The organism is Salinivibrio sp. SS2, assembly GCF_001722075.1.
Lineage (GTDB): Bacteria > Pseudomonadota > Gammaproteobacteria > Enterobacterales > Vibrionaceae > Salinivibrio > Salinivibrio proteolyticus.
The window spans coordinates 1-25,001 of sequence record NZ_MEBP01000140.1 but is presented as its reverse complement, the minus strand read 5'-3'; the positions used below and the strand labels follow the sequence as shown (position 1 = coordinate 25,001).

The following is a 25,001-nucleotide window of genomic DNA, read 5'->3' as shown; positions in this document are numbered from 1 at the left end:
TTGCAACACTCCTATTAGATCAAAGGTCTAGCTCGAAAGCTAGACCTTTGTCAGCAGTCTGAAACGGCACCCATTGGGTGCCGTTTGATGATCAACGTTAAAGCGCAAGTTATTCACTCAAATCACCGCGGTTAATATGTACACTCATCTGCGGGAATGGGATCTCAATATTGTGCTCGTCCAAAGCTTCTTTCATCGACTGCAGTAGCTCGTAATACACGCTCCAATAGTCGCTGGTTTTCACCCAAGGGCGAACCACAAAATTCACGGATGAGTCCGCCAGTGTCATGACACCAATTGTCGGTGCAGGATCTTTCATGACCAGAGGATGATTGGTCACCACCTCGGTTAAAATGGCTTTGGTCTTTTTCAGATCCGCGTTGTAAGACACGCCAATGGTGTAATCAATACGACGTGTCGCATGTTTAGAGTAGTTGGTGATTGGACTACTGATCACCGAGCCATTCGGCACCACCACCATCTTATTGTCAGGCGTGGTCAATACTGTGGAGAAAATTTGAATCGACTCGACCGAACCGGCAACGCCTGCCAATTCGACGTAATCACCTGATTTAAATGGACGAAAGGTAACAATTAAGACACCAGCAGCAAAGTTGGCTAGTGAGCCTTGCAAAGCCAAGCCTACCGCTAAACCTGCCGCACCGAGAATCGCGATGACAGACGCGGTTTGTACCCCAATCCGGCTGAGCGCGGCAATCAATACAATGATAAAGAGTAGATAACGCACCAAGCCGTGAATAAACTCCACCACCGCGTTATCCATTTGACGCTTACGCATCACCGCAGCCAGTGAATTGGCCAAACCTTTCACCACGAGGTTACCGATAATTAGGATCAGTAACGCAGACAAGATGTTCACGCCATACTGGATCAATAGATCTTGGTGATCGACAAACCATGTTTGCGCAAACTTAGCGCCTTCTAATACCGCGTTTTCCTCACTCATTCCCTTGTCCCTCTTTTTGGACCATCAATGATAACGCTATGCTAACAGGGTTTGGCCTACTTGTGTCTAGCTTTGTAGCACGAAACTGAGACAGTTATAGGCGACGTGTCCGAAGTGGTACCCAATCAGGTATAAAAAAACCCGCCAAACGGCGGGTTTTGATGACCGGAGAAACGATACTTACAGTACGTCAATCGCGTTAAGGTCAGAGAATGCTTGCTCGAGACGGGCAACCATAGATTCTTGACCTTTACGTAGCCATACGCGTGGGTCGTAGAATTTTTTGTTTGGTTGGTCGTCGCCTTTCGGGTTACCGATTTGGCCTTGCAGATAGGCTTCGTTCTCTTGGTAGTATTGACGAATACCGTTCCAAGTTGCCCACTGGGTATCGGTGTCGATGTTCATTTTGATCACACCGTAACCGATAGACTCTTCGATCTCTGCTTGTGAAGAACCCGAACCACCGTGGAATACGAAGTTCAGTGCGTTTGGTGCTAGACCAAATTTCTCTGCACAGTAAGCTTGAGAATCACGCAGGATGGTTGGTTTTAGAACCACGTTACCTGGCTTGTACACGCCGTGTACGTTACCGAATGAAGCGGCGATGGTGAAACGGTGGCTAACTGCAGACAGTTTCTCGTACGCGTAGGCAACTTCTTCTGGCTTGGTGTAAAGATCGGCGGTATCAACATCGCTGTTGTCCACGCCATCTTCTTCACCACCGGTGATGCCCAGTTCGATTTCCAGCGTCATGCCCATTTTGTCCATGCGCGCTAGGTACTCAGCACAGATTTCCATGTTCTCTTCCAGTGACTCTTCAGACAGGTCAATCATGTGAGAAGAGAACAAAGGTTTACCGTGTTCTTTGTAGAAAGCTTCACCAGCGTCTAGCAGACCATCAATCCATGGCAGCAATTTTTTCGCAGCGTGGTCAGTGTGCATGATCACAGGCACACCATAGACTTCAGCCATCGCGTGTACATATTTTGCACCCGCTACTGCGCCTTTGATTTGAGCTTCTTGACCGTCTAGCTTCAGGCCTTTACCTGGGAAGAAGCCAGCACCACCGTTTGAGAACTGGATAACAACCGGTGCTTTTACTTTCGCAGCGGCTTCCATCACAGCGTTGATAGAGTCAGTGTTCACCACGTTGACTGCTGGCAGCGCAAATTTGTTCTCTTTGGCGACTTCAAATACTTTCTGAACGTCATCGCCCCAGATAACGCCAGGTTTTACAAAATCAAAAACTTTAGACATGGCTCTCGTCCTATTAACTCGGGTTGTCTTTGCTTAAACTTCGTGAAGGTGCCACAGCACCTTAACTAGAAATGGTGCAATCGTTTACGACTCGGCCTATTGTAGTCAAACGAATGCGAAAACGGGAGACATCGCTCCCGTTTTATCACGTCAATTACGCGTCTTTGGCACGTGCTTCTAGCATTTCTACCGCTGGTAGTGGTTTGCCCTCAACAAACTCGAGGAACGCACCGCCACCTGTGGAAATGTATGATACGTCAGCTTTGATGCCAAACTTATCGATGGCAGCCAAGGTGTCACCGCCACCGGCGACAGAGAAGCCTTCTGACTCTGCAATCGCTTGTGAAATACCCTTAGTGCCCGCTTCAAAGTTCTTGAATTCAAACACGCCTACAGGGCCATTCCACAGGATGGTTTTGGCATTTTTCAGAATGGCAGCCAGTGCTTGGGTAGATTCTGGGCCTAGGTCGAAGATCATGTCATCGTCTTGCACGTCTTCAACACGCTTGATCTCAGCTTCTGCGTTTTCATCAAACGCTTTGGCACACGCCACATCTGTTGCCACTGGAATATGACACTCTTCCATCAGTGATTTTGCGGTCTCGACCAAGTCTGCTTCGTACAGAGACTTGCCTACATTGTGACCGGCTGCAGCGATAAAGGTGTTGGCGATACCGCCACCGACAACGAGCTGATCCGCCACGGTTGACAGAGATTTCAGCACAGTCAATTTGGTCGATACTTTTGAACCACCCACAATCGCCACCATTGGGCGTGCAGGGTTGTCCATCGCTTTACCCAGTGCGTCTAGCTCGTTCGCCAGTAGTGGACCTGCACAGGCAATCGGTGCATGCATACCCACGCCGTGAGTCGAAGCTTGCGCACGGTGTGCAGTACCAAATGCGTCCATCACAAACACATCACACAAAGCAGCGTATTGTTTTGATAAAGCTTCGTCGTTCTTTTTCTCGCCTTTGTTAAAGCGTACGTTTTCCAGAACCACCAGCTCACCGGCATTAAGCTCAAGACCATTCAGGTAGTCTTTGGCCAAGCTAACCTTGCAATCCAATGCATCGTCAAGGTAGTTCACAACAGGCTGTAGCGAGAATTTGTCTTCAGGCTGGCCTTCTTCAGGACGGCCAAGGTGAGAGGTCACCATCACTTTCGCACCTGCCGCCAGGCAGTGCTTGATGGTTGGTAGTGACGCCAAAATACGCGCGTCAGATGTGACTTTGCCATCTTTCACTGGCACGTTGAGGTCTGCACGGATAAAGACACGCTTTCCGGCAAGATCCAAGTCGGTCATCTTAATTACAGACATAAGGTCCTCTCTATAAGGTTGCAAATTGAAACTGACTTAATCAGGGCGATACCCCCACTTGCTGGCTACTGCGTTGTCGCTGCCATGGCAAGGGTGGTATCCAACATTCGGTTGGCAAAACCCCACTCGTTGTCACACCAAACCAGCGTTTTAATCAGCTGATGGTTACTCACCCGCGTTTGTGACCCATCGACAATGGCGCTGTGTGAGTCATGGTTGAAGTCAATCGACACCAAGGGCGCTTCGGTATAATCCAGGATACCGTCTAATGTACATCGAGATGCGGTTTGCAGAGCTTGATTTACGTCATTAACTTTCACTTTAGTACGTACAGTGACACTTAAATCCATCGCTGTCACGTTTATCGTCGGTACTCGGACCGAGATCGCCTCAAACTTGTCAGAAAATTTCGGAAAAATCCTACCAATCCCGACATGTAATTTGGTGTCTACCGGAATAATAGACTGACTTGCCGCACGTGTGCGACGCAGATCGGTATGGTAGGCATCGATCACTTGTTGATCATTCATCGACGAGTGAATCGTGGTAATAGTGCCTGACTCAATGCCAAAGTGCTCATCCAACGCTTTAATCACAGGCACAATGCAGTTGGTGGTACAAGAACCGTTTGAGACGATACGATCATCGCTGGTCAGTGCTTCGTGATTCACACCAAAAATAACCGTACGATCGACATCTTGGCTAGCGGGATGGGAAAACAGTACTTTTTTCGCCCCCGCGGCAATGTGAGCCTCACCATCGGCGCGCGTGCCGAATGTACCGGTACAGTCGAGCACAATATCGACATCGAGGTCGCGCCAAGGCAAAAGGTGGAGTTCGGATAAGTGAAGAAGACGAATGCTGTCAGTGGCAACGAACAGATGTTCTTGATTGAAAGACACCGGCCACCCGAAACGCCCATGGCTGGAGTCATACTGCAGCAGGTGGGCCATCCCTTCTGGTTCCGCGAGTTCATTGATCGCCACCACTTGGATGCGATCCTGTTTGCCGCTTTCATACAAGGCGCGCAATACACTGCGACCTATGCGACCAAATCCATTAATTGCGACTCTTAGTGTCATGTCCATCGGTGCTCGTTTGACAACGTCGCCCAGTGTATCTCAAGCACGTAAAAGACGCACGTCTTATGTGAGGCCAATCACGTGCCTGATCACTCTATCCAATCCAAAAACGCCCGTTTGGCAACAGGCCAAAACGGGCGCGGCAGTGTTATCGCTGTCTCTATCCCGGATAAAAGAGACAGACAGGTCGGAGCTTCCTTAGAAGTGGATATTCATCCCTACCCAGTAGCGACGCTCATCGCTGATATAACCGTAGTCGTCATAGTCCAGCGATTTATCCAGCAGATTGTATATCGCCCCTTGCAACTCAATGGCATCGGTCAGTTGGTAGTTCGCCCCAGCATCCACCATGGTATACGCAGGTTCGATATTGCTGCGCGATGATGGGCCCGTTACCGGATCCATTTCTTTACCACGGTAAGTCACGCTCGCCCATGGGCTGAGTTTTTCGGTCGCTTGCCAATTCACTTCACCATGCGCTAGCGATTTCGGGATCTGGTTAAGTGGCTGCCCTTTATATTCACCGGTTTTTTGTTCCGAGTCGGTATAGGTGTAGCTGGCACTTACATCCACCGTATCACCGATGGGCACGAAAATACTCGCTTCCACCCCTTGGGTAACCGCTTCATCCACATTGACACGATAAGTTGGATCCGAGCCCCATTTGTTTGGTCCCGCAGTACATACGGTATCGGGGCACGTCACACGGGTGATCTTGTCTTTAAAGTCATTGTGGAACACACCAATCGACCCCGTGATGCCGTTATCCCCTTGATAGTTGAGGCTCAGCTCGGTATTCACGGATGTTTCAGGGTCAAGGTCGGGGTTACCGTAGATATTACCGCCACGGCTCACCTGGGCCCAGTTAGGCGTAATTTCGCGAAGCTGCGGAGACTTAAAGCCTGTCGCCACCCCACCTTTTACAATCCAGTTATCAGTAACTTGATAAACCCCATACAGGCGAGGACTGGCGTGGTAATCGTAGTTTTCATCGTGATCGACACGAAGCCCTAAAGTCACACTCAACGGCTCCAAGACGCGCCATTCGTCCTCAACAAAAATCGCTGATTGCGTATTATCGATACTGGTCTTGGTCGACGCTTGGTTGGAGGTAAAGTCTTCCAACTTCGCATAGACAACAGAGCCACCAACCGTCAGGGTATGCGCCTCGAAATCACGCACTAAACTGGTTTTAAATTCGGTATTTTCGATGGTCATTTCGCGGCTTTTATTCCGACTCTGCTCGTATTGCAAATGGCTGTCAGACCATCCCCAGTCCCAATTCCCTTTGTGACTGACGGCTATCGACTGACGCCGATATTCATTATTACTGTTCTCACAGCTGCCGCGACAAAGGCTATCGTCACTCGGTACGGAGCGGCCGACATGACCACGGCGATCTTGTGCGTTGACGCCGAGGTCAAGCTCCCAACGGTGCAAATCATTATGATCGTAAGTCAAGGTGGTGGATAAAGAGCGTAATGACTTATCTTCATAGCCGTACTGGATATCATCTTCTTGGCGCTGCGTGTTTTGACCCGTCAGTTTCAATCCAACTTTGTCACTTAACATGCCTGATAGGTAAAAGTTCGCGCTTTGCTCATCGCCCGATGCGCGATTTTCTTGCATCACGGTGCTCAGCTGCACGTTACCGTGCCAATCTTGTTCACCACGACGCGTAATAATATTGATAACCCCCCCAATCGCATCCGAGCCATACAGGGTTGACATAGGGCCACGAATGACCTCAATACGTTCAATCGCTTGTAGCGGTGGCAGCCACCCCTGCTCAATACCCGGGCCGTCACTGTTAGGGCGCGTTTCACGGCTTGAGGTTCGTCGGCCATCCACCAAAATCAGGGTATATTTTGAAGCCATGCCGCGAATACTGATGTCCGTCGTATCACCACCGCCAGTCACCACCACACCCGGTACCCGTTTTAATGCGTCGGTCACATCACGATAGTAGCGCCCTTCTAACTGATCTCGGCTGATCACACTAATACTGGCAGGTGCTTTGGCAGTCACCTGCTCAAACCCAGAGGCGGTGATCACCATGGTTTCCGTGTTGGCTGCCTCAGCGGCAGAAAGTGAGGCTATAGGCATTCCCGCTAATACCATCCCAACCACAACGGGACGAAGACGACTAGACATATCTTACTCCATTATTTGATAATAATTATCATTTGATTAGTGAGAATTATTCATATTAGAGTAAGGAAACCCAGCCCTAAAACTGGAACAACTTGTTCCAGTTTTAGAACGTGAAATAAGCAAGCATTTATTTCATCTTACTGATAAAAAAGAAAAATAGGATAAGGAAGTATGCAGGACCTTGCCGCTATCCGTGCGTTCGATGCCCTTTGCCGCCATCAAAGCTTGACCGCAGCGGCTGACGCACTCCACCAGCCCAAATCGACCATTAGTCGGCGGCTGGCACAATTAGAAAGTGACCTTGGCCAAGCGTTAACCCAACGGCAGGGAAATCGGTTGGTACTCACTAAAGCCGGCGAAACCTTTTCGCGCTATTGCTCGCAAATTTTGGCTCTGGCTGAGGAAAGCCAAGAAGCCATTCACGGTCTGAATAATGAGCTAAAAGGGCCAATTGAAGTCATTTGCCATCCGGCGCTCATGCGTGGCTGGGCTGGTCCTTTACTGAATCATTTTTTAACCGAGCATCCCAAAGTGTCCATCACCTTAACCAGTGAGCTGAGTGCACAGCGTATCCAAGCGGCTGACATTGTTATCTGGGCCGACGATGTAATGCTCCCCAGCAATTGTCGCACCCAAACACTGGGTCACTGGCACTACGGCATTTACGCCTCGCCCGCGTATGTTCAGGCACATGGTCCGTTTTCACACCCCTCCGCGTTAGATGATCATGCTTGGGTGGATGTGTTTGCGTTGCGCCGACGTGGGCTCACGCTGTTTCATTCCCATCAGGCTCCCTATCATTTGAGCGCGCTTCCCAGCCGGTTTAACTGCGATATGGTTGCGATTCAAATCGATGCGATTGCCAACGGACAAGGTGTGGGCCTGCTACCCACATGGAATGCTGAAGGGTATCAGACACATCATCCAGACAAGATTATCCGCTGTTTGCCACAATGGCAGTCGGCCGCGGTACCGATTCGGTTATATAGCGCCTCGGGGCGACTGCCTTTGCGCATAGAAACACTGGTGGAGCGATTTATCACTCGTGCTCCCAAAGCGTGGACAGATGCTCAGATGGCCGATGATGTTATGCCTGTAGCCGTCGAATAACGCCTGTCCGCGCAATCGTTTGCTATACCTAGATAGATAGCGCTATGCATCAACTTGCTTGCGTTTGTCACAATTACGAATAGAATAGACGTCTAGAAGTTAAAACATCTGAGATGATCGGCGATCGATTTCGCCTCGTATCGTCGGTATTCTTGATAAACAATGAGAGTGTCACATGGCTAAGCACCTGTTTACTTCAGAGTCTGTCTCTGAAGGCCATCCAGATAAAATCGCAGACCAAATTTCAGATGCCGTTTTGGATGCAATTCTTGAGCAAGATCCAAAAGCGCGCGTTGCCTGCGAAACCTATGTAAAAACCGGCATGGTAATGGTCGGCGGCGAGATCACCACCTCAGCGTGGGTCGATATTGAAGAGCTGACACGCCAAACGGTTCGCGACATTGGCTATGTACACTCAGACATGGGCTTTGATGCCAACTCGTGCGCGGTGCTCAACACCATTGGTAAGCAGTCGCCAGATATTAACCAAGGTGTTGACCGTGCCGATCCCAAAGATCAAGGCGCAGGCGACCAAGGCATTATGTTTGGTTACGCAACCAACGAAACCAATGTCCTTATGCCTGCCCCGATCACTTACTCGCACCGTTTGGTCGAGCGCCAAGCGCAAGCGCGTAAAGATGGCACCCTAGATTGGTTACGTCCAGACGCCAAAAGTCAGGTCACTTTTGCGTACGACAACGGCAAGATTGTCGGCATCGATGCGGTTGTGCTTTCTACTCAGCATTGCGACAGCGTCTCTACCGAGACCCTGCGTGAAGCAGTGATGGAAGAGATTATCAAGCCTGTTCTTCCTGCCGAATGGCTGACCAAAGAAACCAAGTACTTCATCAACCCAACCGGTCGTTTCGTAATCGGTGGCCCAATGGGCGACTGTGGTCTTACTGGCCGTAAAATTATCGTCGATACCTACGGCGGTGCAGCCCGTCACGGTGGTGGTGCATTCTCCGGTAAAGATCCATCGAAAGTTGACCGCTCAGCCGCCTATGCGGCACGCTATGTGGCGAAAAACATTGTCGCTGCCGGTCTGGCGGACCGCTGTGAAATCCAATTGTCTTACGCGATTGGTGTCGCCGAGCCGACTTCTATCATGGTCGAAACCTTCGGTACCGAAAAAGTGGCCCCTGAAATCATCATCAAGGCGGTGCGTGAAAACTTCGACTTGCGCCCATACGGTCTGCAGGAAATGCTTGATCTGCTACAACCGATTTATAAGCAAACCGCCGCGTATGGTCACTTTGGTCGTGATATTTTCCCTTGGGAAAAAACCGACAAAGCCGAGCTATTGCGCGAATTTGCTAAACTTGGTTAATCTTGGGCTAACGCTCATTGTGCGCAAAGAAAGGAAGGGAAGCAGCGGCTTCCCTTTTTTAATCACCCAGGTGTGATACGTGTTAAATGACGCATGTTACATGACCCCAAGACGTTAACTCGAGTGAGGTAACGATTGCCATGCCCGCAGTCTCTGAACCACTGGCTGATGCCGTTTTTGAACGGGTACGCGAGTGCATTGACACCGCCAACCACCAGCTCGGTATTCAACTGACTTATCCCGACACTAGCCTGTCGCTGCGGGGACGTGCCGCCGGCACGGCGCATCCCAGCCAATGGCGATTGCGTTTTAATCCCGTGCTGCTTCAACAGTCTCCTCACGTGTTTTTTGAGGAAGTGATCCCGCATGAAGTCTGTCACCTCGTCACCTTCGCATTGTATGGACGCGTTAAGCCTCACGGCTCACAATGGCGTACCTTGATGGAAACCGTGTTTCAGGCACCAGCCAACACCACCCATCAACTCGATATTACCGCCGTTAAAGGCAAAACGTTTGCCTATGCGTGCCACTGCGGGGAAGTGGCCTTGACCGTACGGCGCCACAATAAAGTGCAACGCGGTGAGGCGAGCTACCGATGTAAACGCTGTCACCAAACGCTGATGCCGGTGCCTGCCGTACTCTAGTCGCATTTTTCTCGTCTTGGTTTTTTTCGTGTCTGTCCCCATATCAACACAAGCCTCACAGTCACAGAACAGCGTGTTACACTGGCAACTTATTGATCACGGAACTCAAGCATTATGCGTATTCCTCGAATTTATCACCCAGACCCTTTGCCATCGCAAGGCGATGTGACGCTCACCGACGATGCGGCCAATCACATTGGACGCGTATTGCGCATGCAGCCAGGCCAAGCCGTGCTGCTTTTTGATGGCAGTGGCGCTCAGTTTCCCGCCACTTTAAGCGATGTCACTAAAAAACAGGTGTCCGTGACCATCAGTGCACGAGACGATCACAGTGTAGAATCGCCACTTGACCTCGAGCTTGGACAAGTGATCTCACGCGGCGAGAAAATGGAGTTCACTATTCAAAAATCGGTCGAACTGGGCGTCAATGTGATCACTCCGCTGATATCAGCGCGGTGCGGCGTGAAGCTCAATGCAGAACGACTCGAGAAAAAACGCCAACAATGGCAAAAGATCGCCATTGGCGCCTGCGAACAAAGCGGCCGTAATCGCGTCCCAGAAGTTCGTCCTGTGATGATGTTGGAGGCGTGGAGCCAAGAAGCCTTTGCCGGACTGAAGCTCAACCTACATCCTCGCGCCCCGTATTCCATTAATACGCTGCCAGAACGTCCATCGAAGCTACGCTTGTTGATAGGCCCCGAAGGGGGACTGTCCGATGAAGAAATCGCTATGACGCGCGATTGTGACTTTAAAGAAATTTTACTCGGCCCCCGCGTATTGCGGACTGAAACCGCCGCACTGACGGCCATTACCGCTTTGCAGGTTCGTTTCGGTGATTTGGGTTAGTTGGCGAACAGGAGAATCAAGATGAAAATTGGTGTAGTGATGGATCCGATCTCGGCCATCAATGTAAAAAAAGATTCCACGTTTGCCATGATGTTGGCAGCACAAAAACGCGGTTGGGAAGTGCATTATATCAACATAGATGATATGTCGATGTTGCAAGGTGCGCCGTACGCGAAAACCCATCAAGTCTCGCTACAAGACGATCCGAACGATTGGTATCAAATTACCCACACTCAAACACAGCCACTGAGTGCGTTTGATGCCATCCTGATGCGTAAAGATCCTCCGTTTGATACCGAATATATTTACGCGACCTATATGCTCGAGCGTGCCGAGCAGGCGGGAGTATTGATTGTTAACAAACCTCAGAGCTTGCGCGATTGCAATGAAAAGCTGTATACCGCGTGGTTCCCAGAACACACTCCGACCACACTGGTGACCCGTCGTGCCGACGAGATCAAAGCATTCCAAGCCGAACATGGCGATGTGATTTTAAAACCGCTCGATGGCATGGGCGGCGCATCTATCTTTCGAGTCAAACAAGGCGATCCGAACCTGTCGGTAATTATTGAAACCCTGACCGAGCACGGCAGCCGTTTTTGCATGGCGCAAACTTTCGTGCCTGATATCAGCAATGGCGACAAACGTATCTTAGTGGTCGATGGTGAGCCGGTGCCGTACTGCTTGGCGCGTATTCCTGCCGATGGCGAAACACGTGGTAACCTTGCCGCTGGTGGACGTGGTGAAGCCCGCCCCTTATCCCCTACCGATTGGGCGATTGCGCGCGCGGTTGCACCAACACTTAAAAAGAAAGGCTTAATTTTTGTCGGCCTTGATGTCATTGGCGACAAGCTGACTGAAATCAACGTCACCAGCCCCACTTGCATCCGCGAAATTGATGCAGCGTATGATATCTCGATTGGTGATTTGCTGATGGATGCCATTGCAACACATTGCCAAGGGTAATGTCAGTGGGCGCATTTAATGCGCCTATTTTCACCTAACTTTGTTTTTTAGCGCATACTCAAAGTACGCGCCTCAACGGGAGAACGGCGATATGAATCTGAAAAATCATTTTTTAGTCGCAATGCCAAGCATGACCGATAGCCGTTTTCAACATGGTGTGATTTACGTGTGTGAGCATAACGATGACGGCGCGATGGGATTGATGATCAATCAGCCTATCAATATCTCGGTGGGCAAAATGCTCGACCAAATCGAGGTTGAACGCCAGCTTCCGCTCTCACAAGCCAAAGATAGCCTGGCGCAACCCGTACTGTTTGGTGGCCCAGTATCGGAAGATCGCGGCTTTGTGCTCCACCGTGCAGATCGAAGCTTCGGCACGAGCATCCCACTGTCTGACGATCTTGCGGTCACTACTTCCAAAGACATACTGTCTATTTTGGGGACCGATGAGCAGCCCGACCAATTTATTGTCGCGCTCGGCTATGCTGGATGGGAGCCCGGGCAGCTTGAGCTGGAGTTAGCCGAAAACAGCTGGTTAACCTTGGAAGCCGATCCCAAAGTGATTTTTGACACTCCCCTTAGTGAGCGTTGGCAAAAAGCCCTTGATCAACTGGGGATCAACGCGGCGAATTTATCTTCAGAAATAGGACACGCATGACTTCACACACCGTGCTTGGGTTTGATTATGGCGTCAAAAGTATTGGCGTTGCGATCGGTCAATCGTTAACGGGAACTGCACGCCCTCTATGTGCATTAAAAGCCCGCGATGGGATCCCCAATTGGGAAGAGATCGCGTCATTACTCAAAGAGTGGCAACCCGATGTTTTGGTGGTCGGCTTGCCACTTGACTTGAATGGTGAACCACTAGAGACCATCACCCCGCGCGCGCGCAAGTTTGCCAACCGTCTGCATGGACGTTTTGGTTACCCTGTCGAGCTGCACGACGAACGGCTTTCAACCCGAGAAGCCCGTGCAGCATTGTTTGAACGTGGTGGCTATAAGGCACTACAAAAAGGCGCGGTCGATGCACAATCTGCGGTGGTGATTATCGAAAGCTGGTTTGAACGCCAGTACGCCGATTAATCCAGCGAGCCCGCTCTTTCAATCCGTACATGATCCAGTGCGCTGCCCGGCGCACTGTGCTTAGCACCGGTTTTGATCATCAACTTCAATTCATTGGCCGAGTCGGCATGTCGCAGCGCCTCATCCTCGCTGATACTCCCTTGCACATAAAGCGCATACAGCGATTGATCAAAGGTCTGCATACCAAAATGCTCCCCGCTCAACATGGCTTTTTTCAACGCGTGTAGTTCACCGTTGCGGATCAGCTCTGCCACATGCGCGTTATTGATCAATAATTCAAAGGCACCATGCCGCCCAACCCCATTCACACCCGGTACCAACTGTTGAGCGATAACACCTTTTAAGTTCATCGACAAATCAAACAAAAAGGTCTCTCGCTGTGCTTTAGGCATCAAGTGCAGTGCCCGCTCCAGTGCTTGATAGGCGTTATTCGCATGTAAGGTGGCCAAGCAAAGATGGCCCGTTTCCGCAAACTGAAGCGCGAAGTTCATGGTTTCTGGCGTTCGTATTTCACCAATTACCACCATATCTGGCGCTTGCCTGAGCGCATTTTTTAGCGCTGTTTCATAATCCTGGGTATCGATACCAATTTCGCGTTGGCTGACAATGCATTGCTGATGCTCATGAACAAATTCAATCGGATCTTCAACCGTTAGGATATGGCCTTGCCCATAGTGATTACGAAACCCCATCATCGCTGCCATGGTTGTCGACTTACCCGACCCCGTCGCCCCAACCACTAAGACCAAGCCTCGCTTTTGCATCGCAAGCTCTTCGAGCACCACTGGGGTGCCTAACGATGACAAACGCGGAATCTCGGTTTCTATGCGGCGGATCACCATACTGGGCATATCACGCTGCCAATAAGCACTGATCCGAAAACGCCCAACACTGCGTTTTACCGCAAAGTTCGCTTCCCGCTTGGTAATAAATTGCTGCTTTTGTTCCTCGTTCATCGCACTGTTCAACATGACGTTGATTGCCGCCAGCGACAACGGCGAAGACAGAGGTTTTAAGCGTCCATCCACCCGTAACATCACAGGCGCATCCACGGAAATATACGCATCCGAGGCGGTGTGTTCTTGCATCGCCACCAGCACACTACTGAGTTTCATGCTTCCTCCTAAAGCGCACGTAATACGCGATCGCGTTGTTCCGGCGCGATCGTTCCTTGCCCGACTAAATCGGCCAGTGCTTGCTCCATGGTTTGCATCCCTTGATTGGAGCCGGTTTGAATCATCGACACCATTTGCGCCACCTTATCCTCACGGATGAGGTTACGAATCGCTGGGCTTGCGATCATGATTTCATGCGCGGCCACGCGCCCACCTTGCGCTGTTTTTATCAGCTGCTGAGACACAACCGCCCGCAGTGAGGCCGAAAGCATCGAGCGGACCAGCGGCTTATCACTGCCGGGAAAGACATCAATAATACGGTCGACTGTTTTTGCTGCGCTTGACGTATGCAAGGTGCCGAATACCAGATGTCCAGTTTCCGCCGCCGTTAACGCCAAACTAATGGTATCGAGATCTCGCAGCTCTCCTACCAAAATCACATCGGGATCTTCACGCAACGCCGAACGCAGCGCTTGCTGAAACGATAAGGTATCGCGCTTCACTTCACGCTGATTAATCAAACTTTGTTGTGGGTGATGGATAAACTCAATCGGGTCTTCGATGGTGAGAATATGCTTAGGTGCGTGGCGGTTAATGTGATCAACCATGGCCGCCAATGTGGTGGACTTCCCCGAGCCCGTCGGGCCGGTGACCAACACTAATCCATTTGAGAGCCGAGCAAAATCCGCAAAAATCTCGGGGGCATGGAGATCCGCCAAACTAGGGACTGTCTCGGGGATCACCCGAAATACCGCCGCGCAGCCGTGTTGCTGATGAAATGCATTAACCCGAAAACGTCCCACAGACTGCATATGAAATGAAAAATCCACTTCCAACTGCGCTTGAAATTCACGCTGCTGGTTATCATTCATCACATCCAAGACCAATTGATTGACCTCTTGATGGCTCAACGCTGGCAAACTCAACTTGCGCACATCGCCATCTACCCGCACCATAGGTGCCACCCCCGCGGAAAGATGTAGATCTGACGCATTATGTTTTACACTAAAGGCCAATAGCTCAGTGATATCCATTCATTTTCCTCGCAGAATCAAGTATGTGTAGTATCAAGAAAAACATTGAACAGGTCATGGAACACATAGACCGCGCAACGCAAAAATGCGGCCGACCCGAAGGTTCGGTGCAATTGCTTGCGGTGAGTAAAACCAAGCCCATCGAAGCCATCGCAGAAGCGTTGGCGGCAGGACAACACGCGTTTGGTGAAAACTACGTACAAGAAGGCGTGGAAAAAGTGCAGCATTTTGCTCAGCATGCCGCACATTCAGCATTGGAATGGCACTTTATTGGCCCCATTCAGTCCAACAAAACGCGTCAAATTGCCGAGCACTTTGATTGGGTGCATTCGGTGGACCGCTTAAAAGTCGCTAAACGTTTGAGTGAGCAACGCCCCGCACATTTACCCGCCCTGAATGTGTTGGTGCAAGTGAATACCAGCGGGGAAATGTCAAAATCAGGGGTCGCGTTTGAGGAGGCCGAAGCGCTGGTTGAGGCGATAGCTCAGTTACCGAATCTCACCGTAAGGGGGTTGATGTCGATTCCTCAACCTGAAACCGACTATGCCCAACAATGTGCCGCCTTCGCCCCTTTGGCTGACATGTTTTCAGCATTAAAAGCAAAGTACGAGAGTGTCGATACGCTATCAATGGGGATGAGCGGCGACATGGAAGCAGCGATTGCATCCGGAAGCACCATGGTACGAATTGGGACTGCGGTATTTGGGGCGCGAGAAAAACGCTAACGCGCGGCGAGAAAAAGAAAATAGAACGACACGTGACGTGCTGGTTATCAGCATCAGGTACCACCAACAATAGGAACGTCATTCATGGAACATCGCGCACTGACTTTTATTGGCGCAGGGAACATGGCTCGCTCCATTATCGCGGGCTTAATTCAATCGGGCTACCCAGCCTCAGCGATCACGGCGGCGTCACCAAGTGCCTCGCCGAATAGCGGCTTGCAGGCCGAATTGGGGATTCAGACCACCGCCGATAATCTTGCCGCATGCCAAGGGGCTGAGGTGGTGGTATTGGCGGTCAAGCCACAGCTGATGGCGCAAGTGCTCGCCTCGCTGACTGACGTCGATTGGCAAAATAAATTAGTGATTTCGATCGCCGCAGGGATCCATGCCGATCGCCTGATGGCGATGGCAGGCACAAAACTCAACCTCGTTCGTGTGATGCCCAATACCCCCTCTTTAGTTGGACAAGGGATGAGTGGCCTTTACGCCGTCCCTACTGTGTCGAATGAGGATCGTGATTATGCGGGCGCACTCATGCAAGCTGTCGGTGAGATCTGCTGGGTCAACCAAGAATCTGACATCAATGGCGTGATTGCGGCAGCTGGAAGCGCACCCGCGTATTTCTTCCGATTTATGGAAGCCATGCAGCAAGAAGCGATGCAGCAAGGCTTTGACGACCACACCGCACGTCGTTTGGTGCAACAAGCGGCACTTGGCGCTGCGCAAATGGTGGTAGCCAACCCGGATATCGGATTAGGCACTCTGCGCGAACAAGTGACCTCCAAAGGGGGCACAACCGCTGAAGCATTGCGTGTGTTTGACGAAAACCGGATCGGTGATATTGTCGCGCAGGCCATGCAAGCGGCAATTAGCCGTGCCGAACAAATGGAAAAAGAATTTTAATCACTAAGGCGACGATATGAATGCAATGACCTTTCTGATCAACACCGCGTTTGATCTTTACATCATGGTGGTGCTGTTGCGCGTTTGGCTACAACTAGCCCGTGCCGACTTCTATAATCCTTTCTCCCAGTTTGTGGTGAAAGCAACCCAGCCTGTTGTCGGACCGCTACGTCGTCTGATCCCAGCACTGGGCGGCTTAGATCTCGCTACCGTGCTTTTTGGCTACCTGTTAATGGTCGCCAAGTTTGCCGTGCTCGATCTGGTGGCGGGTAATCCATTGACGCTAAGTGGTGGCATGTTTATTTTCTCCGCCATCGCACTCCTAAAAGCCGCCGGGAAACTGCTGTTCTGGGTGCTGATTCTGCGCGCCATTCTCAGCTGGGTCAGCCAAGGGAATAATCCGGTTGAATACGTGTTCCACCAACTGACTGAACCCGTGTGTGCGCCGGTACGTCGCGTCATCCCACCGATTGGCGGGCTCGATTTAAGCATCTTGGTGGTGTTTATTGCCTTACAGTTTATCAATATGCTGATTGGCGATTTTCTCGGCCCAGTGTGGTACGCGCTGTAATGCCCGTCCGTGTTGATACTGAGACAGGCGCAATCACATTGCGCCTGTACGTACAACCTAAAGCAAGCCGAGACCAGTGTCTGGGCCAGCATGGCGATGCGCTTAAGATCGCCATCACAGCCCCACCCACGGATGGCAAAGCCAATGCCCATTTATGCCGCTGGCTTGCCAAGCAGTGTAAGATCGCAAAAAGCAATGTAACAGTGACCCACGGGTTAACAAATCGGCACAAGCAAGTGCAGATTGATGCGCCCCAACAGCTTCCTGATTGGCTAACCCCGTATCTTCCCCACTGATCACTCATCGTCAATTATCCGTATTCAGGCGAGGCGACTCGCACGACAACAAGGAAGAATTATGCGTACATTTACGGTAATGCTGGTCAGTTTTCTGAGTCTATTCTCGCTGTCAGCGTGGTCAGGGCAATACAAAGAGGTGGGTGAGCTCGAAGTGCACTACAACACGATCTCGACGACCTTTTTAACCCCAGAGATCGCAAAGCAGTACGACATCACGCGAAGTGGCTACCGCGGACTAGTTAATATCGCCGTGCTTGATAAAATGCAGCTCGGCAAACCGGCGGTCAGTGCGACCTTAACAGGAAGCGTGAAAAACCTCGTTGGCAACAGCCGTGAGCTAGACTTCAAGGAAATACGTGAAGGTGAGGCGATTTACTACATTGCTACCTTTGCGGCTGACGATGAAGAAACGTATCAGTTTCATATCGAGTTAAACGCCCAAGGCAACCGATCCGCCACCTTGGACTATCGCTACAAATTTTACGTTGATACCCCTTAATCGGGCTTTAAGCAAATAGGTACTATTCATGAACAAAGTTGTACTCGCCACCGGCAATGCTGGAAAAGTAAAAGAAATGGCTAGCTTACTCAGCGAGTTCGGTTTTGAGGTCTTGCCTCAGAGCGATTTTGCCGTCAAAGATGCCGATGAGACCGGAACCACGTTCATTGAAAATGCCATTATCAAAGCCCGCCATGCGGCAAAAATTACTGGCCTGCCCGCCATCGCAGACGACTCAGGTCTGGAGGTGGACTACCTCAATGGCGCGCCTGGGGTCTATTCTGCCCGTTATGCAGGTGAACAAGCGAGCGATAGCGACAATGTCGTCAAACTGCTAGACGCGATGCAAGACGCACCGGATGCGCAGCGTACCGCACGTTTCCATTGTGTGCTCGTGTATATGCGCCATGCCAATGATCCTACGCCTCTGGTGTGCCATGGTGTGTGGGAAGGCAAAGTTGCCCACCGCCCTCAGGGTGACAATGGCTTTGGTTATGATCCTGTGTTCTTACCCCATGACCAACAGTGCACCGCCGCCGAAATGCCCGCATCAGAGAAAAAACAGCGTTCCCATCGCGGCCAAGCGCTCAATCACTTATTCAACGCGTTAAAAGCGGCCCAGTAAGCATGATCCCACTGAGTTTGTACGTACACATCCCTTGGTGTGTACAAAAGTGCCCGTACTGCGACTTTAACTCTCATGCGCAAAAAGGGGTGATCCCTGAGTCGGACTATATCAGTGCATTGCTCGATGATCTTGATACCGACTTGGCCGCTTATCCTTCTGTCGCAGAGCGGCCGCTGCATTCGATTTTTATTGGTGGTGGTACGCCAAGCTTGATGTCCCCCCCCGAAATTCAGCGCTTGCTGGATGGCATCAAAGCGCGCCTAACGCCAAGCGCAATGATGGAAGTGACCATGGAAGCGAACCCCGGCACGGTAGAAGCCGATAAGTTCATTGGCTACCGTCAAGCGGGCGTCAATCGAATCTCTATCGGTGTACAGAGCTTTTCCGCCGATAAACTCGAGCGCTTAGGGCGTATTCATGGTCCGGGAGAGGCCGAACGTGCCGCTCAGCTCGCACACCAAGCCGGATTGGATAGCTTTAATCTCGATTTGATGCATGGCTTACCTAATCAATCGGAGCAAGAGGCGCTGGCGGATCTTGAAAAGGCCATTGCACTGAATCCACCGCATTTGTCTTGGTATCAGTTAACCATCGAGCCTAACACCCAGTTTTACTCCAAACCGCCTACGCTGCCAGAAGAAGATACCCTTTGGGATATTTTTGACAAAGGCCATCAATTGCTCACAGACGCAGGCTATGTGCAGTATGAAACCTCGGCCTACAGCCTTGAGAACAAGCAATGCCAGCATAATCTTAACTACTGGCGGTTTGGCGACTATTTGGGGATTGGCTGCGGGGCGCATGGAAAACTGACCTTGCCAGATCAAGGTCAAGCACGGGTGTTGCGCACAGTCAAAGTCAAGCACCCGCGCGGCTACCTCGACCCGGAAAAGGCCTACCTGACCGATAGTCAATGGGTCAAACCCACAGAGCTGGCCTTTGAATTCTTTATGAATCGCTTCCGTTTATTGGAAGCCTGCCCCAAAGTTGAGTTTGTCCAGCGGACAGGCTTACCGCTATCGACACTCGATGCGCCAATGACAGAGGCAATTGAGCAAGGGTTAATCACAGACACCCGCTCACACTGGCAAATCACGCCAAAAGGAAAATTATTCTTAAACGATCTCGTGGCGATTTTTTTAGCTGACGCAGACTAATCTGTCTGTGGTAAGGTGCTCATAAATACGGCGGATCACCGATCCGCCTTCGTTTATCGAGGGCATCGCCCACCGACATTCAGCAAAAAAGGATACGCCTGTGAGCCCGTCATTTCGCGTCGAGCCCAAACACTGGACCCTGATTGCAGCGCTTATCGTTGCCACCTACGCGTGTTATCTGCTTATTGAGCCCTATATTGGCGCCATTGTGCTGGCCTTTATCGTCTCGCTATTATTTTTTCCGGTGCATAACCGTATCGAGCAACGCTTGGGCGATCGCCCGAATACCGCCGCAGTGCTGTCCTGCGTGCTGCTAACCTTTATTATTATTATCCCGCTGACCTTAGTCGCCGCAGCCATCATCCAACAAGGTGTTAGCTTTTTTACCCAAAGTTATGACTGGTTGAATAATGGCGGCGCAAAATCCCTGATGAATAACCCGCAAGTTCAGGGTGCGCTCCACTTTTTCAATCAATGGCTGCCGTTTGATTTGATTGACCCGCAAGAAACGGTGAAGAAACTCGCAGCTTGGATGTCGTCATTCAGTGGGCAAATGTTAGAGTTCAGCTCCAAAGTACTTGGCGATGTGACCAACTTTTTCATCAACTTTATGCTGATGCTGTTTGTGCTCTTCTTTTTACTCCGAGATCACGAAAGCATCATTCAAACTCTGCGTCATGTGATCCCACTTTCTCGCAGCCAAGAAGATCAACTGCTCGATGAAGTCGAGAAAGTCGCCAAATCTGCCGTGTTAGGCTCATTTCTGACCGCACTCGCCCAAGGCGCAGCCGGTGGCCTAGCCATGTGGGCCGTGGGACTGCCCGCCCTATTCTGGGGAACCATGATGGCTTTCGCTTCCTTTATTCCCGTGGTGGGCACAGCACTTATCTGGCTACCGACAGTGATGTATTTAGCCATCACGGGCGAATGGCAATGGGCGCTAGGGCTATTGATATGGAGCGTGGTGGTGGTCGGCTCGATTGATAACCTGCTACGCCCGTTTTTGATGCAGGGGAACTCGGGGATGAATACCTTGCTCATCTTCTTCTCTTTGCTTGGCGGCCTGCACCTATTTGGATTGATGGGACTAATTTATGGCCCCATCATCTTCTCGCTCACCCTCGTCCTCTTTCGCATGTATGAAATTGAGTTCGAGCGTTTCCTCGACCGCCAAGACAATGCCTAACCTGGCATAGGTTGGCCTAGTGCGCGCTTTGTGGGACAATCCGCTCCCCAGCGCGCACCTAATAAGCGCGTCGATTGTCACGTCTAAATCACGTAAAGAGAACGATCATGAGTTTAACGGCCCCGAGTGAAATTGCGCAGCGCCACCTGACGCTATTTGAAAACAAACATGTTCTATTGGCAGGTGAGCTAGAAGATGACTTTGCTCGGCAACTCCTCGCACATGCAAAAAGTGTCTCTGTGTTTACCACGCATCACGGCTATGCAACGCGCATGGCTGGTACGGGTGTAAATGTGCACGCAGGTGCTGAGTATAATGATGAGCAGCCGGTGGACCTTGTCCTCTTTTATTGGCCCAAATCGAAAGCAGAAGCTGACTTTCTTCTCGCGATGCTCACCCATCGCCTCGGCGCCAACGTCGACTGGATAGTGGTGGGTGAAAACCGTAGTGGCGTCAAAAGCATCGAAAAACGTTTTGCGCCTTATGGCCACGTCACCAAACAAGACTCTGCGCGCCGGTGCAGCCTGTATTACGGCGAGTGCACGTCCCCAGCGCCTCAGTTTGAGTTAGCGGCATGGTTTAATGACTACCCGTTACAAATCGCAGAGGTGACCCTCACGATCCGAGCACTCCCCGGCGTATTTAGCCAAAAAAGTTTAGATGACGGGACTGCTTTACTGCTGAAAAACCTCCCCGCTATGGAAGGGGATGTGATTGACGTCGGTTGTGGCGCTGGTGTCATTGGCACCGCATTGCTGGCGAGCAACACCAAGCTCGCACTGACGTTTGTCGATGTGAATCACTTAGCCGTTGCCTCGACACAAGCGACCCTTGAGGCCAATGGACTCAAAGGTTCTGTGTTGATTTCAGACATGCTAAGTGCCGTCAGTGGACAGCAGTTTGATGCCATTATCAGCAATCCCCCATTCCATGAAGGGCTAGAGACACATTATCACGCCACCGAGTCGTTACTGGAAAGCGCCCCTCGCTATCTGCGCCGTCGCGGCCAACTGGTGATCGTCGCCAATAGCTTCTTACGTTACCCACCGCTTATTGAAAAAGGGTTTGGTCAGTGCGATACCCTCGCGAAAACACGTCGATTCGCAGTTTATCATGCGCAAAAATCGCGCTAGTTGCTGATAACACCATCAATCAGCGCACTAACACAGTTTTAAGGCTTGATACCTGACAGTAGGTCACAGTTTTAGCTCATCGGACGTGTTAGCGTTTACTCTCTCGCGGCTGCCTTTTGGCAGCCGCTTGCGATTCAAGCCCGCGTGATCAGGGAGAGGTACTCACAGCGTGCAAATGGATATGGGTTACTCGACGCGTCTTCAACGCCGCTTTATGTGGTGGTTTTTTAGCCTTAGCATTATTCCTGTGGTAATTCTGACCGGTTACTTTACATGGAGTCAGTCACAGCTGTTGATCACCCAAGCCCACCAACAGCTGGAGAACGAACGGGATCGCTACTATTTCACCATCAAAGGATATTTTCATGATCAGGTACGTGCCGTTGTTAACCTTGCAGACTCCGACTTGGCGATTAGCAGTGGTGGGCGCTTCTATGGCTTTCCGAATGCGTTCGCCCAATTAGGTGAAGACACGTCCCAAGCGCACCGACAGCTCATGCAAATCCTGCAGCAAAACGCAGGAACACCCCTCAAGACCAACAACCAGAATTATCACCGCCTTTACCGACAGTTTAACCGTCAATACCAATCATGGATGGCAAGGTATGAGTTCAATAATGTGGCGATGTTTGACCGAAGCCAACACCTCGTTTTTGCCGTCAAAGCCACGCCACAGTTGCTCGCGGATACCAGGCTACACCAAGCCGTCACCCAACTATTAGATGCCCCGCCTGAGCAACGCCCTAAGTGGGTACGCACTCACTTTGCTCCACAAGGTTCACGCACCATGCAAGCATGGTATCTCGCCCCTATTCTGAAAAGCGGTCAGATCCAAAGTATTCTTGCGGTAAGTACCACGACGGACAACTTGTCCGCCATGCTACGCCAGCTTCAACGCCCTCATTCAGGCTTATGGCTTATTGATCAATCGCATCAGTCCTTACTCAGTGGCTGGGTACCCCGCTCGAGTCATGCCAAACTCGCTGTTTCCCCACCACAAGCGGCAATTATAAAAAGCTTAGAGGGTCAACAAGGAGTATTGTCACCCAGCGACTATGCATTGATGCCACAACTGACCGCCTATCGTCCCGTCAGCATCGGCAACACGTCTTGGGCACTGATAACTTGCACCCCCAAGCAAAACGCATATCAACCGCTTTATCGCCTATATTCAATCAGTGTGACCTTGGTGATAGCCCTGATTGTATTACTGCTATTTATTGGACACTGGCTCTCCCATCGACTTGCTCTCCCTATGTTGCAACTGACTTGGTGCGCCGAACAATTTGCAGCCGGTGAGCTTGACTATCCAGTGACGCATCGGCAACGCCAAGATGAAATCGGACGGCTTGCCACTGCCTTATCGCACTTGCAGCACCGCTTAAAAACGACGTGCTTTTCAACATCATTTCCCTCAACCAGTGAGCACACGCCTGCAATGCAGTCAGACAGCTTACATCACAGCTTAGTCATCGCGATGAACCTCGCGTTAGAGGCATGGGACGGAGATAAAGTCGGTTTGGCCGAGCAAAGCGGTTTATGGCGCGTCTATTCCGACAAAGGTAGCCTGCAAACAAGAACCTTGGATAAATACCTGCACCTTGAAACGGTTCCCAAAACGCCGCGTTGGCGGAATGTGGTACGTAGTCTCGATTTCGTTCTCCAGCATACGGACAGACAATCGCCTTACTACCAACCCTTAAAACAGGCCCAACAAGAAATCCAACATTGGATTACCGACCGTCGTTAACGTTGCCATTGAGAGCAAGCGGTCTTATAGTGGCCCAAACCCTCAATCACTAGGTCTGAATGGCGCTTTCACTTCCTCAATTGCGAGTGTTTTTAACTATCGTGCAAGAGGGCACGATCACCGCCGCTGCCAAGAAACTGTTTCTCAGTAAACCAGCGGTCAGCATGGCGCTTGCCGAGTTAGAAAGTCAGCTCGGTTACCCCTTGTTTGATCGACGCGGTAACCGACTCCATCTTAACGACCAAGGTGCTGCGCTGATCCCTAAAGCGGATGAATTGCTGACCCGTAGCGATGAGATTAGCGCGGCACTGAAAGACGACAGCCAGTTGATTGGCTGCCTACGACTAGGGGGAAGCGATACGGTGGGCAATCAGCTTTTGCCGGCACTGATCAGCGATTTTCGTCATGCAACCGCGCATCAACAACAAACATTAGTGATTGCAAACAGCCAAGAGATCATCGCTCGCCTACAACATTTCGAGCTGGATATCGGTTTAATAGAAGGTGAAATCCAACATCCTGATTTACTGCAAACGCCTTGGCTAAGTGATCAGATGGCGGTGGTGTGTCACCCTGATCACCCACTTGTCAGTCAAGCGCCGTTAAGTGTTGGGGATCTCGACAATCAAACTTGGCTGATCCGCGAATCTGGCTCGGGCACACGCGAGCACTTCCTCTCACGCCTTGCTCCTCGCTTCGAGCGCTGGCACCTTTCTTTCGAGCTTAATACCACAGAAGCGATTTTAAACGCCGCGAGTGCCGGGTTAGGCTTGGCATATCTGTCTAAGCTCTCCGCGCAACACGCCATTGCCGACGGTCGAGTCGTTGCCCTCGAACTCCCTCTGCTATTATCCCGGCGCTATTGGCTCGTGCGTCACAAAGATAAATACCAGTCAGGTTTACTGACCCGCTTCTGGGATTTTTGCTTACACTGGCAACCTCAATCCCATTCTTCTACTTAACCAGCAATCACCCAAGCGACAGATACAAAAAAGCCCCGACCGTCAGGTCAGGGCTTGGTGTTTTCTCATCAAAGTCTTACGCATATCTGCTTTGATGCTTAAATTGTGTCTGTGTGGTGGGAGTTTTGAAGTGAGACGCGCAGGACTAATACACCCTAAAGATAAAAAAAAGCCCCGACCATCAGGTCAGGGCTTGGTATTTCTGCTAATCAAAGTCTTACATATATCTGCTTTGATGCTTAAATTGTGTCTGTGTGATGGGAGTTTTGAAGCGAGACG

At 50.9% G+C, this 25,001-nt stretch carries 25 protein-coding genes; 18 read left to right on the top strand and 7 right to left on the bottom strand.

Annotated features, from left to right (window positions below; all coding sequences use genetic code 11):
* Window positions 1-109: 109 nt before the first annotated feature.
* From BGK46_RS16650 to BGK46_RS16630, 5 genes are all read right to left on the bottom strand, one after another.
* Window positions 110-967, bottom strand: a complete 858-nt coding sequence (locus BGK46_RS16650; RefSeq protein ID WP_069591187.1) for a mechanosensitive ion channel domain-containing protein — start codon at window positions 965-967, stop codon at window positions 110-112.
* 180 nt (window positions 968-1,147) lie between these two features.
* A complete protein-coding gene (fbaA, locus tag BGK46_RS16645; RefSeq protein WP_069591186.1) occupies window positions 1,148-2,224 on the bottom strand; it encodes a class II fructose-bisphosphate aldolase in 1,077 nt (358 codons plus the stop codon).
* A gap of 154 nt (window positions 2,225-2,378) precedes the next feature.
* Window positions 2,379-3,545 (bottom strand): phosphoglycerate kinase, encoded by a 1,167-nt coding sequence (locus tag BGK46_RS16640; protein ID WP_069591185.1) that lies wholly within the window; start codon window positions 3,543-3,545, stop codon window positions 2,379-2,381.
* Between the two features lie 65 nt (window positions 3,546-3,610).
* Window positions 3,611-4,627 (bottom strand): erythrose-4-phosphate dehydrogenase, encoded by a 1,017-nt coding sequence (gene epd / locus BGK46_RS16635; RefSeq protein WP_069591192.1) that lies wholly within the window; start codon window positions 4,625-4,627, stop codon window positions 3,611-3,613.
* A 198-nt stretch (window positions 4,628-4,825) separates the two neighbouring features.
* The gene (locus BGK46_RS16630; RefSeq protein ID WP_084781558.1) at window positions 4,826-6,781 is read right to left on the bottom strand and encodes a ligand-gated channel protein; all 1,956 of its coding nucleotides are present in this window, start codon (window positions 6,779-6,781) and stop codon (window positions 4,826-4,828) included.
* Window positions 6,782-6,952: 171 nt separating this feature from the next.
* Here BGK46_RS16630 and BGK46_RS16625 point away from each other — a divergent pair, with 171 nt between their 5' ends.
* The 7 genes from BGK46_RS16625 to ruvX all read left to right on the top strand — a co-directional run bounded on the left by BGK46_RS16625 (window position 6,953) and on the right by ruvX (window position 12,760).
* Entirely contained in the window at window positions 6,953-7,891 is a 939-nt protein-coding gene (locus tag BGK46_RS16625; RefSeq protein WP_069591184.1) for a LysR family transcriptional regulator, read from the top strand.
* A 175-nt stretch (window positions 7,892-8,066) separates the two neighbouring features.
* The gene (metK, locus tag BGK46_RS16620; RefSeq protein WP_069591183.1) at window positions 8,067-9,221 is read left to right on the top strand and encodes a methionine adenosyltransferase; all 1,155 of its coding nucleotides are present in this window, start codon (window positions 8,067-8,069) and stop codon (window positions 9,219-9,221) included.
* Between the two features lie 140 nt (window positions 9,222-9,361).
* Window positions 9,362-9,865 carry a SprT family zinc-dependent metalloprotease gene (locus BGK46_RS16615; protein WP_069591181.1) on the top strand — a complete coding sequence of 168 codons (504 nt, stop codon included), beginning with the start codon at window positions 9,362-9,364 and terminating at the stop codon, window positions 9,863-9,865.
* Between the two features lie 114 nt (window positions 9,866-9,979).
* Window positions 9,980-10,711 (top strand): 16S rRNA (uracil(1498)-N(3))-methyltransferase, encoded by a 732-nt coding sequence (gene rsmE / locus BGK46_RS17685; RefSeq protein WP_069591180.1) that lies wholly within the window; start codon window positions 9,980-9,982, stop codon window positions 10,709-10,711.
* Window positions 10,712-10,732: 21 nt separating this feature from the next.
* Entirely contained in the window at window positions 10,733-11,677 is a 945-nt protein-coding gene (gene gshB, locus BGK46_RS17680) for a glutathione synthase (RefSeq protein ID WP_069591179.1), read from the top strand.
* Window positions 11,678-11,768: 91 nt separating this feature from the next.
* A complete protein-coding gene (locus BGK46_RS16600) occupies window positions 11,769-12,335 on the top strand; it encodes a YqgE/AlgH family protein (RefSeq protein ID WP_069591178.1) in 567 nt (188 codons plus the stop codon).
* Entirely contained in the window at window positions 12,332-12,760 is a 429-nt protein-coding gene (ruvX, locus tag BGK46_RS16595; RefSeq protein WP_069591176.1) for a Holliday junction resolvase RuvX, read from the top strand. Before BGK46_RS16600 ends, ruvX begins: the two co-directional genes overlap by 4 nt.
* On the opposite strand, the gene BGK46_RS16590 is transcribed toward ruvX, so the two are convergent.
* On the bottom strand, window positions 12,757-13,875 hold the full coding sequence (locus tag BGK46_RS16590; RefSeq protein ID WP_069591175.1) for a PilT/PilU family type 4a pilus ATPase: 1,119 nt from the start codon (window positions 13,873-13,875) through the stop codon (window positions 12,757-12,759). The genes ruvX and BGK46_RS16590 overlap by 4 nt on opposite strands.
* Before the next feature lie 8 nt (window positions 13,876-13,883).
* Complete coding sequence (locus BGK46_RS16585; RefSeq protein WP_069591174.1) at window positions 13,884-14,909, bottom strand: type IV pilus twitching motility protein PilT; 1,026 nt, start codon at window positions 14,907-14,909, stop codon at window positions 13,884-13,886.
* 23 nt (window positions 14,910-14,932) lie between these two features.
* Between BGK46_RS16585 and BGK46_RS16580 the strand changes: the two genes are divergently transcribed.
* The 11 genes from BGK46_RS16580 to BGK46_RS16530 all read left to right on the top strand — a co-directional run bounded on the left by BGK46_RS16580 (window position 14,933) and on the right by BGK46_RS16530 (window position 24,722).
* Window positions 14,933-15,634: a YggS family pyridoxal phosphate-dependent enzyme gene (locus BGK46_RS16580; protein ID WP_069591173.1), complete on the top strand. Its 702-nt coding sequence runs from the start codon at window positions 14,933-14,935 to the stop codon at window positions 15,632-15,634.
* Between the two features lie 84 nt (window positions 15,635-15,718).
* Window positions 15,719-16,537 carry a pyrroline-5-carboxylate reductase gene (proC, locus tag BGK46_RS16575; RefSeq protein ID WP_069591172.1) on the top strand — a complete coding sequence of 273 codons (819 nt, stop codon included), beginning with the start codon at window positions 15,719-15,721 and terminating at the stop codon, window positions 16,535-16,537.
* 16 nt (window positions 16,538-16,553) lie between these two features.
* Window positions 16,554-17,108 carry a YggT family protein gene (locus tag BGK46_RS16570; protein WP_069591171.1) on the top strand — a complete coding sequence of 185 codons (555 nt, stop codon included), beginning with the start codon at window positions 16,554-16,556 and terminating at the stop codon, window positions 17,106-17,108.
* Window positions 17,108-17,404 (top strand): DUF167 family protein, encoded by a 297-nt coding sequence (locus BGK46_RS16565; RefSeq protein ID WP_069591169.1) that lies wholly within the window; start codon window positions 17,108-17,110, stop codon window positions 17,402-17,404. Before BGK46_RS16570 ends, BGK46_RS16565 begins: the two co-directional genes overlap by 1 nt.
* Window positions 17,405-17,465: 61 nt before the next feature.
* Entirely contained in the window at window positions 17,466-17,906 is a 441-nt protein-coding gene (locus BGK46_RS16560; protein WP_069591168.1) for a DUF4426 domain-containing protein, read from the top strand.
* 28 nt (window positions 17,907-17,934) lie between these two features.
* On the top strand, window positions 17,935-18,531 hold the full coding sequence (gene rdgB, locus BGK46_RS16555) for an RdgB/HAM1 family non-canonical purine NTP pyrophosphatase (protein WP_069591167.1): 597 nt from the start codon (window positions 17,935-17,937) through the stop codon (window positions 18,529-18,531).
* 2 nt (window positions 18,532-18,533) lie between these two features.
* Window positions 18,534-19,691, top strand: coding sequence for a radical SAM family heme chaperone HemW (gene hemW, locus BGK46_RS16550; RefSeq protein ID WP_069591166.1), 1,158 nt, complete (start codon window positions 18,534-18,536; stop codon window positions 19,689-19,691).
* A gap of 100 nt (window positions 19,692-19,791) precedes the next feature.
* Window positions 19,792-20,877: an AI-2E family transporter gene (locus BGK46_RS16545; RefSeq protein WP_069591165.1), complete on the top strand. Its 1,086-nt coding sequence runs from the start codon at window positions 19,792-19,794 to the stop codon at window positions 20,875-20,877.
* Between the two features lie 104 nt (window positions 20,878-20,981).
* A complete protein-coding gene (gene rsmC, locus BGK46_RS16540; RefSeq protein ID WP_175418674.1) occupies window positions 20,982-22,010 on the top strand; it encodes a 16S rRNA (guanine(1207)-N(2))-methyltransferase RsmC in 1,029 nt (342 codons plus the stop codon).
* 175 nt (window positions 22,011-22,185) lie between these two features.
* Entirely contained in the window at window positions 22,186-23,760 is a 1,575-nt protein-coding gene (locus BGK46_RS16535; RefSeq protein ID WP_069591162.1) for a HAMP domain-containing protein, read from the top strand.
* 59 nt (window positions 23,761-23,819) lie between these two features.
* Complete coding sequence (locus BGK46_RS16530; RefSeq protein WP_069591160.1) at window positions 23,820-24,722, top strand: LysR substrate-binding domain-containing protein; 903 nt, start codon at window positions 23,820-23,822, stop codon at window positions 24,720-24,722.
* The last annotated feature ends 279 nt before the right edge of the window (window positions 24,723-25,001 follow it).

Coding starts and splice junctions, on each gene's coding strand:
- BGK46_RS16650 (WP_069591187.1), bottom strand. CDS start 967: ATGAGTGAGGAAAACGCGGTATTAGAAGGCGCTAAGTTTGCGCAAACA.
- fbaA (WP_069591186.1), bottom strand. CDS start 2,224: ATGTCTAAAGTTTTTGATTTTGTAAAACCTGGCGTTATCTGGGGCGAT.
- BGK46_RS16640 (WP_069591185.1), bottom strand. CDS start 3,545: ATGTCTGTAATTAAGATGACCGACTTGGATCTTGCCGGAAAGCGTGTC.
- epd (WP_069591192.1), bottom strand. CDS start 4,627: ATGACACTAAGAGTCGCAATTAATGGATTTGGTCGCATAGGTCGCAGT.
- BGK46_RS16630 (WP_084781558.1), bottom strand. CDS start 6,781: ATGTCTAGTCGTCTTCGTCCCGTTGTGGTTGGGATGGTATTAGCGGGA.
- BGK46_RS16625 (WP_069591184.1), top strand. CDS start 6,953: ATGCAGGACCTTGCCGCTATCCGTGCGTTCGATGCCCTTTGCCGCCAT.
- metK (WP_069591183.1), top strand. CDS start 8,067: ATGGCTAAGCACCTGTTTACTTCAGAGTCTGTCTCTGAAGGCCATCCA.
- BGK46_RS16615 (WP_069591181.1), top strand. CDS start 9,362: ATGCCCGCAGTCTCTGAACCACTGGCTGATGCCGTTTTTGAACGGGTA.
- rsmE (WP_069591180.1), top strand. CDS start 9,980: ATGCGTATTCCTCGAATTTATCACCCAGACCCTTTGCCATCGCAAGGC.
- gshB (WP_069591179.1), top strand. CDS start 10,733: ATGAAAATTGGTGTAGTGATGGATCCGATCTCGGCCATCAATGTAAAA.
- BGK46_RS16600 (WP_069591178.1), top strand. CDS start 11,769: ATGAATCTGAAAAATCATTTTTTAGTCGCAATGCCAAGCATGACCGAT.
- ruvX (WP_069591176.1), top strand. CDS start 12,332: ATGACTTCACACACCGTGCTTGGGTTTGATTATGGCGTCAAAAGTATT.
- BGK46_RS16590 (WP_069591175.1), bottom strand. CDS start 13,875: ATGAAACTCAGTAGTGTGCTGGTGGCGATGCAAGAACACACCGCCTCG.
- BGK46_RS16585 (WP_069591174.1), bottom strand. CDS start 14,909: ATGGATATCACTGAGCTATTGGCCTTTAGTGTAAAACATAATGCGTCA.
- BGK46_RS16580 (WP_069591173.1), top strand. CDS start 14,933: ATGTGTAGTATCAAGAAAAACATTGAACAGGTCATGGAACACATAGAC.
- proC (WP_069591172.1), top strand. CDS start 15,719: ATGGAACATCGCGCACTGACTTTTATTGGCGCAGGGAACATGGCTCGC.
- BGK46_RS16570 (WP_069591171.1), top strand. CDS start 16,554: ATGAATGCAATGACCTTTCTGATCAACACCGCGTTTGATCTTTACATC.
- BGK46_RS16565 (WP_069591169.1), top strand. CDS start 17,108: ATGCCCGTCCGTGTTGATACTGAGACAGGCGCAATCACATTGCGCCTG.
- BGK46_RS16560 (WP_069591168.1), top strand. CDS start 17,466: ATGCGTACATTTACGGTAATGCTGGTCAGTTTTCTGAGTCTATTCTCG.
- rdgB (WP_069591167.1), top strand. CDS start 17,935: ATGAACAAAGTTGTACTCGCCACCGGCAATGCTGGAAAAGTAAAAGAA.
- hemW (WP_069591166.1), top strand. CDS start 18,534: ATGATCCCACTGAGTTTGTACGTACACATCCCTTGGTGTGTACAAAAG.
- BGK46_RS16535 (WP_069591162.1), top strand. CDS start 22,186: ATGGATATGGGTTACTCGACGCGTCTTCAACGCCGCTTTATGTGGTGG.
- BGK46_RS16530 (WP_069591160.1), top strand. CDS start 23,820: ATGGCGCTTTCACTTCCTCAATTGCGAGTGTTTTTAACTATCGTGCAA.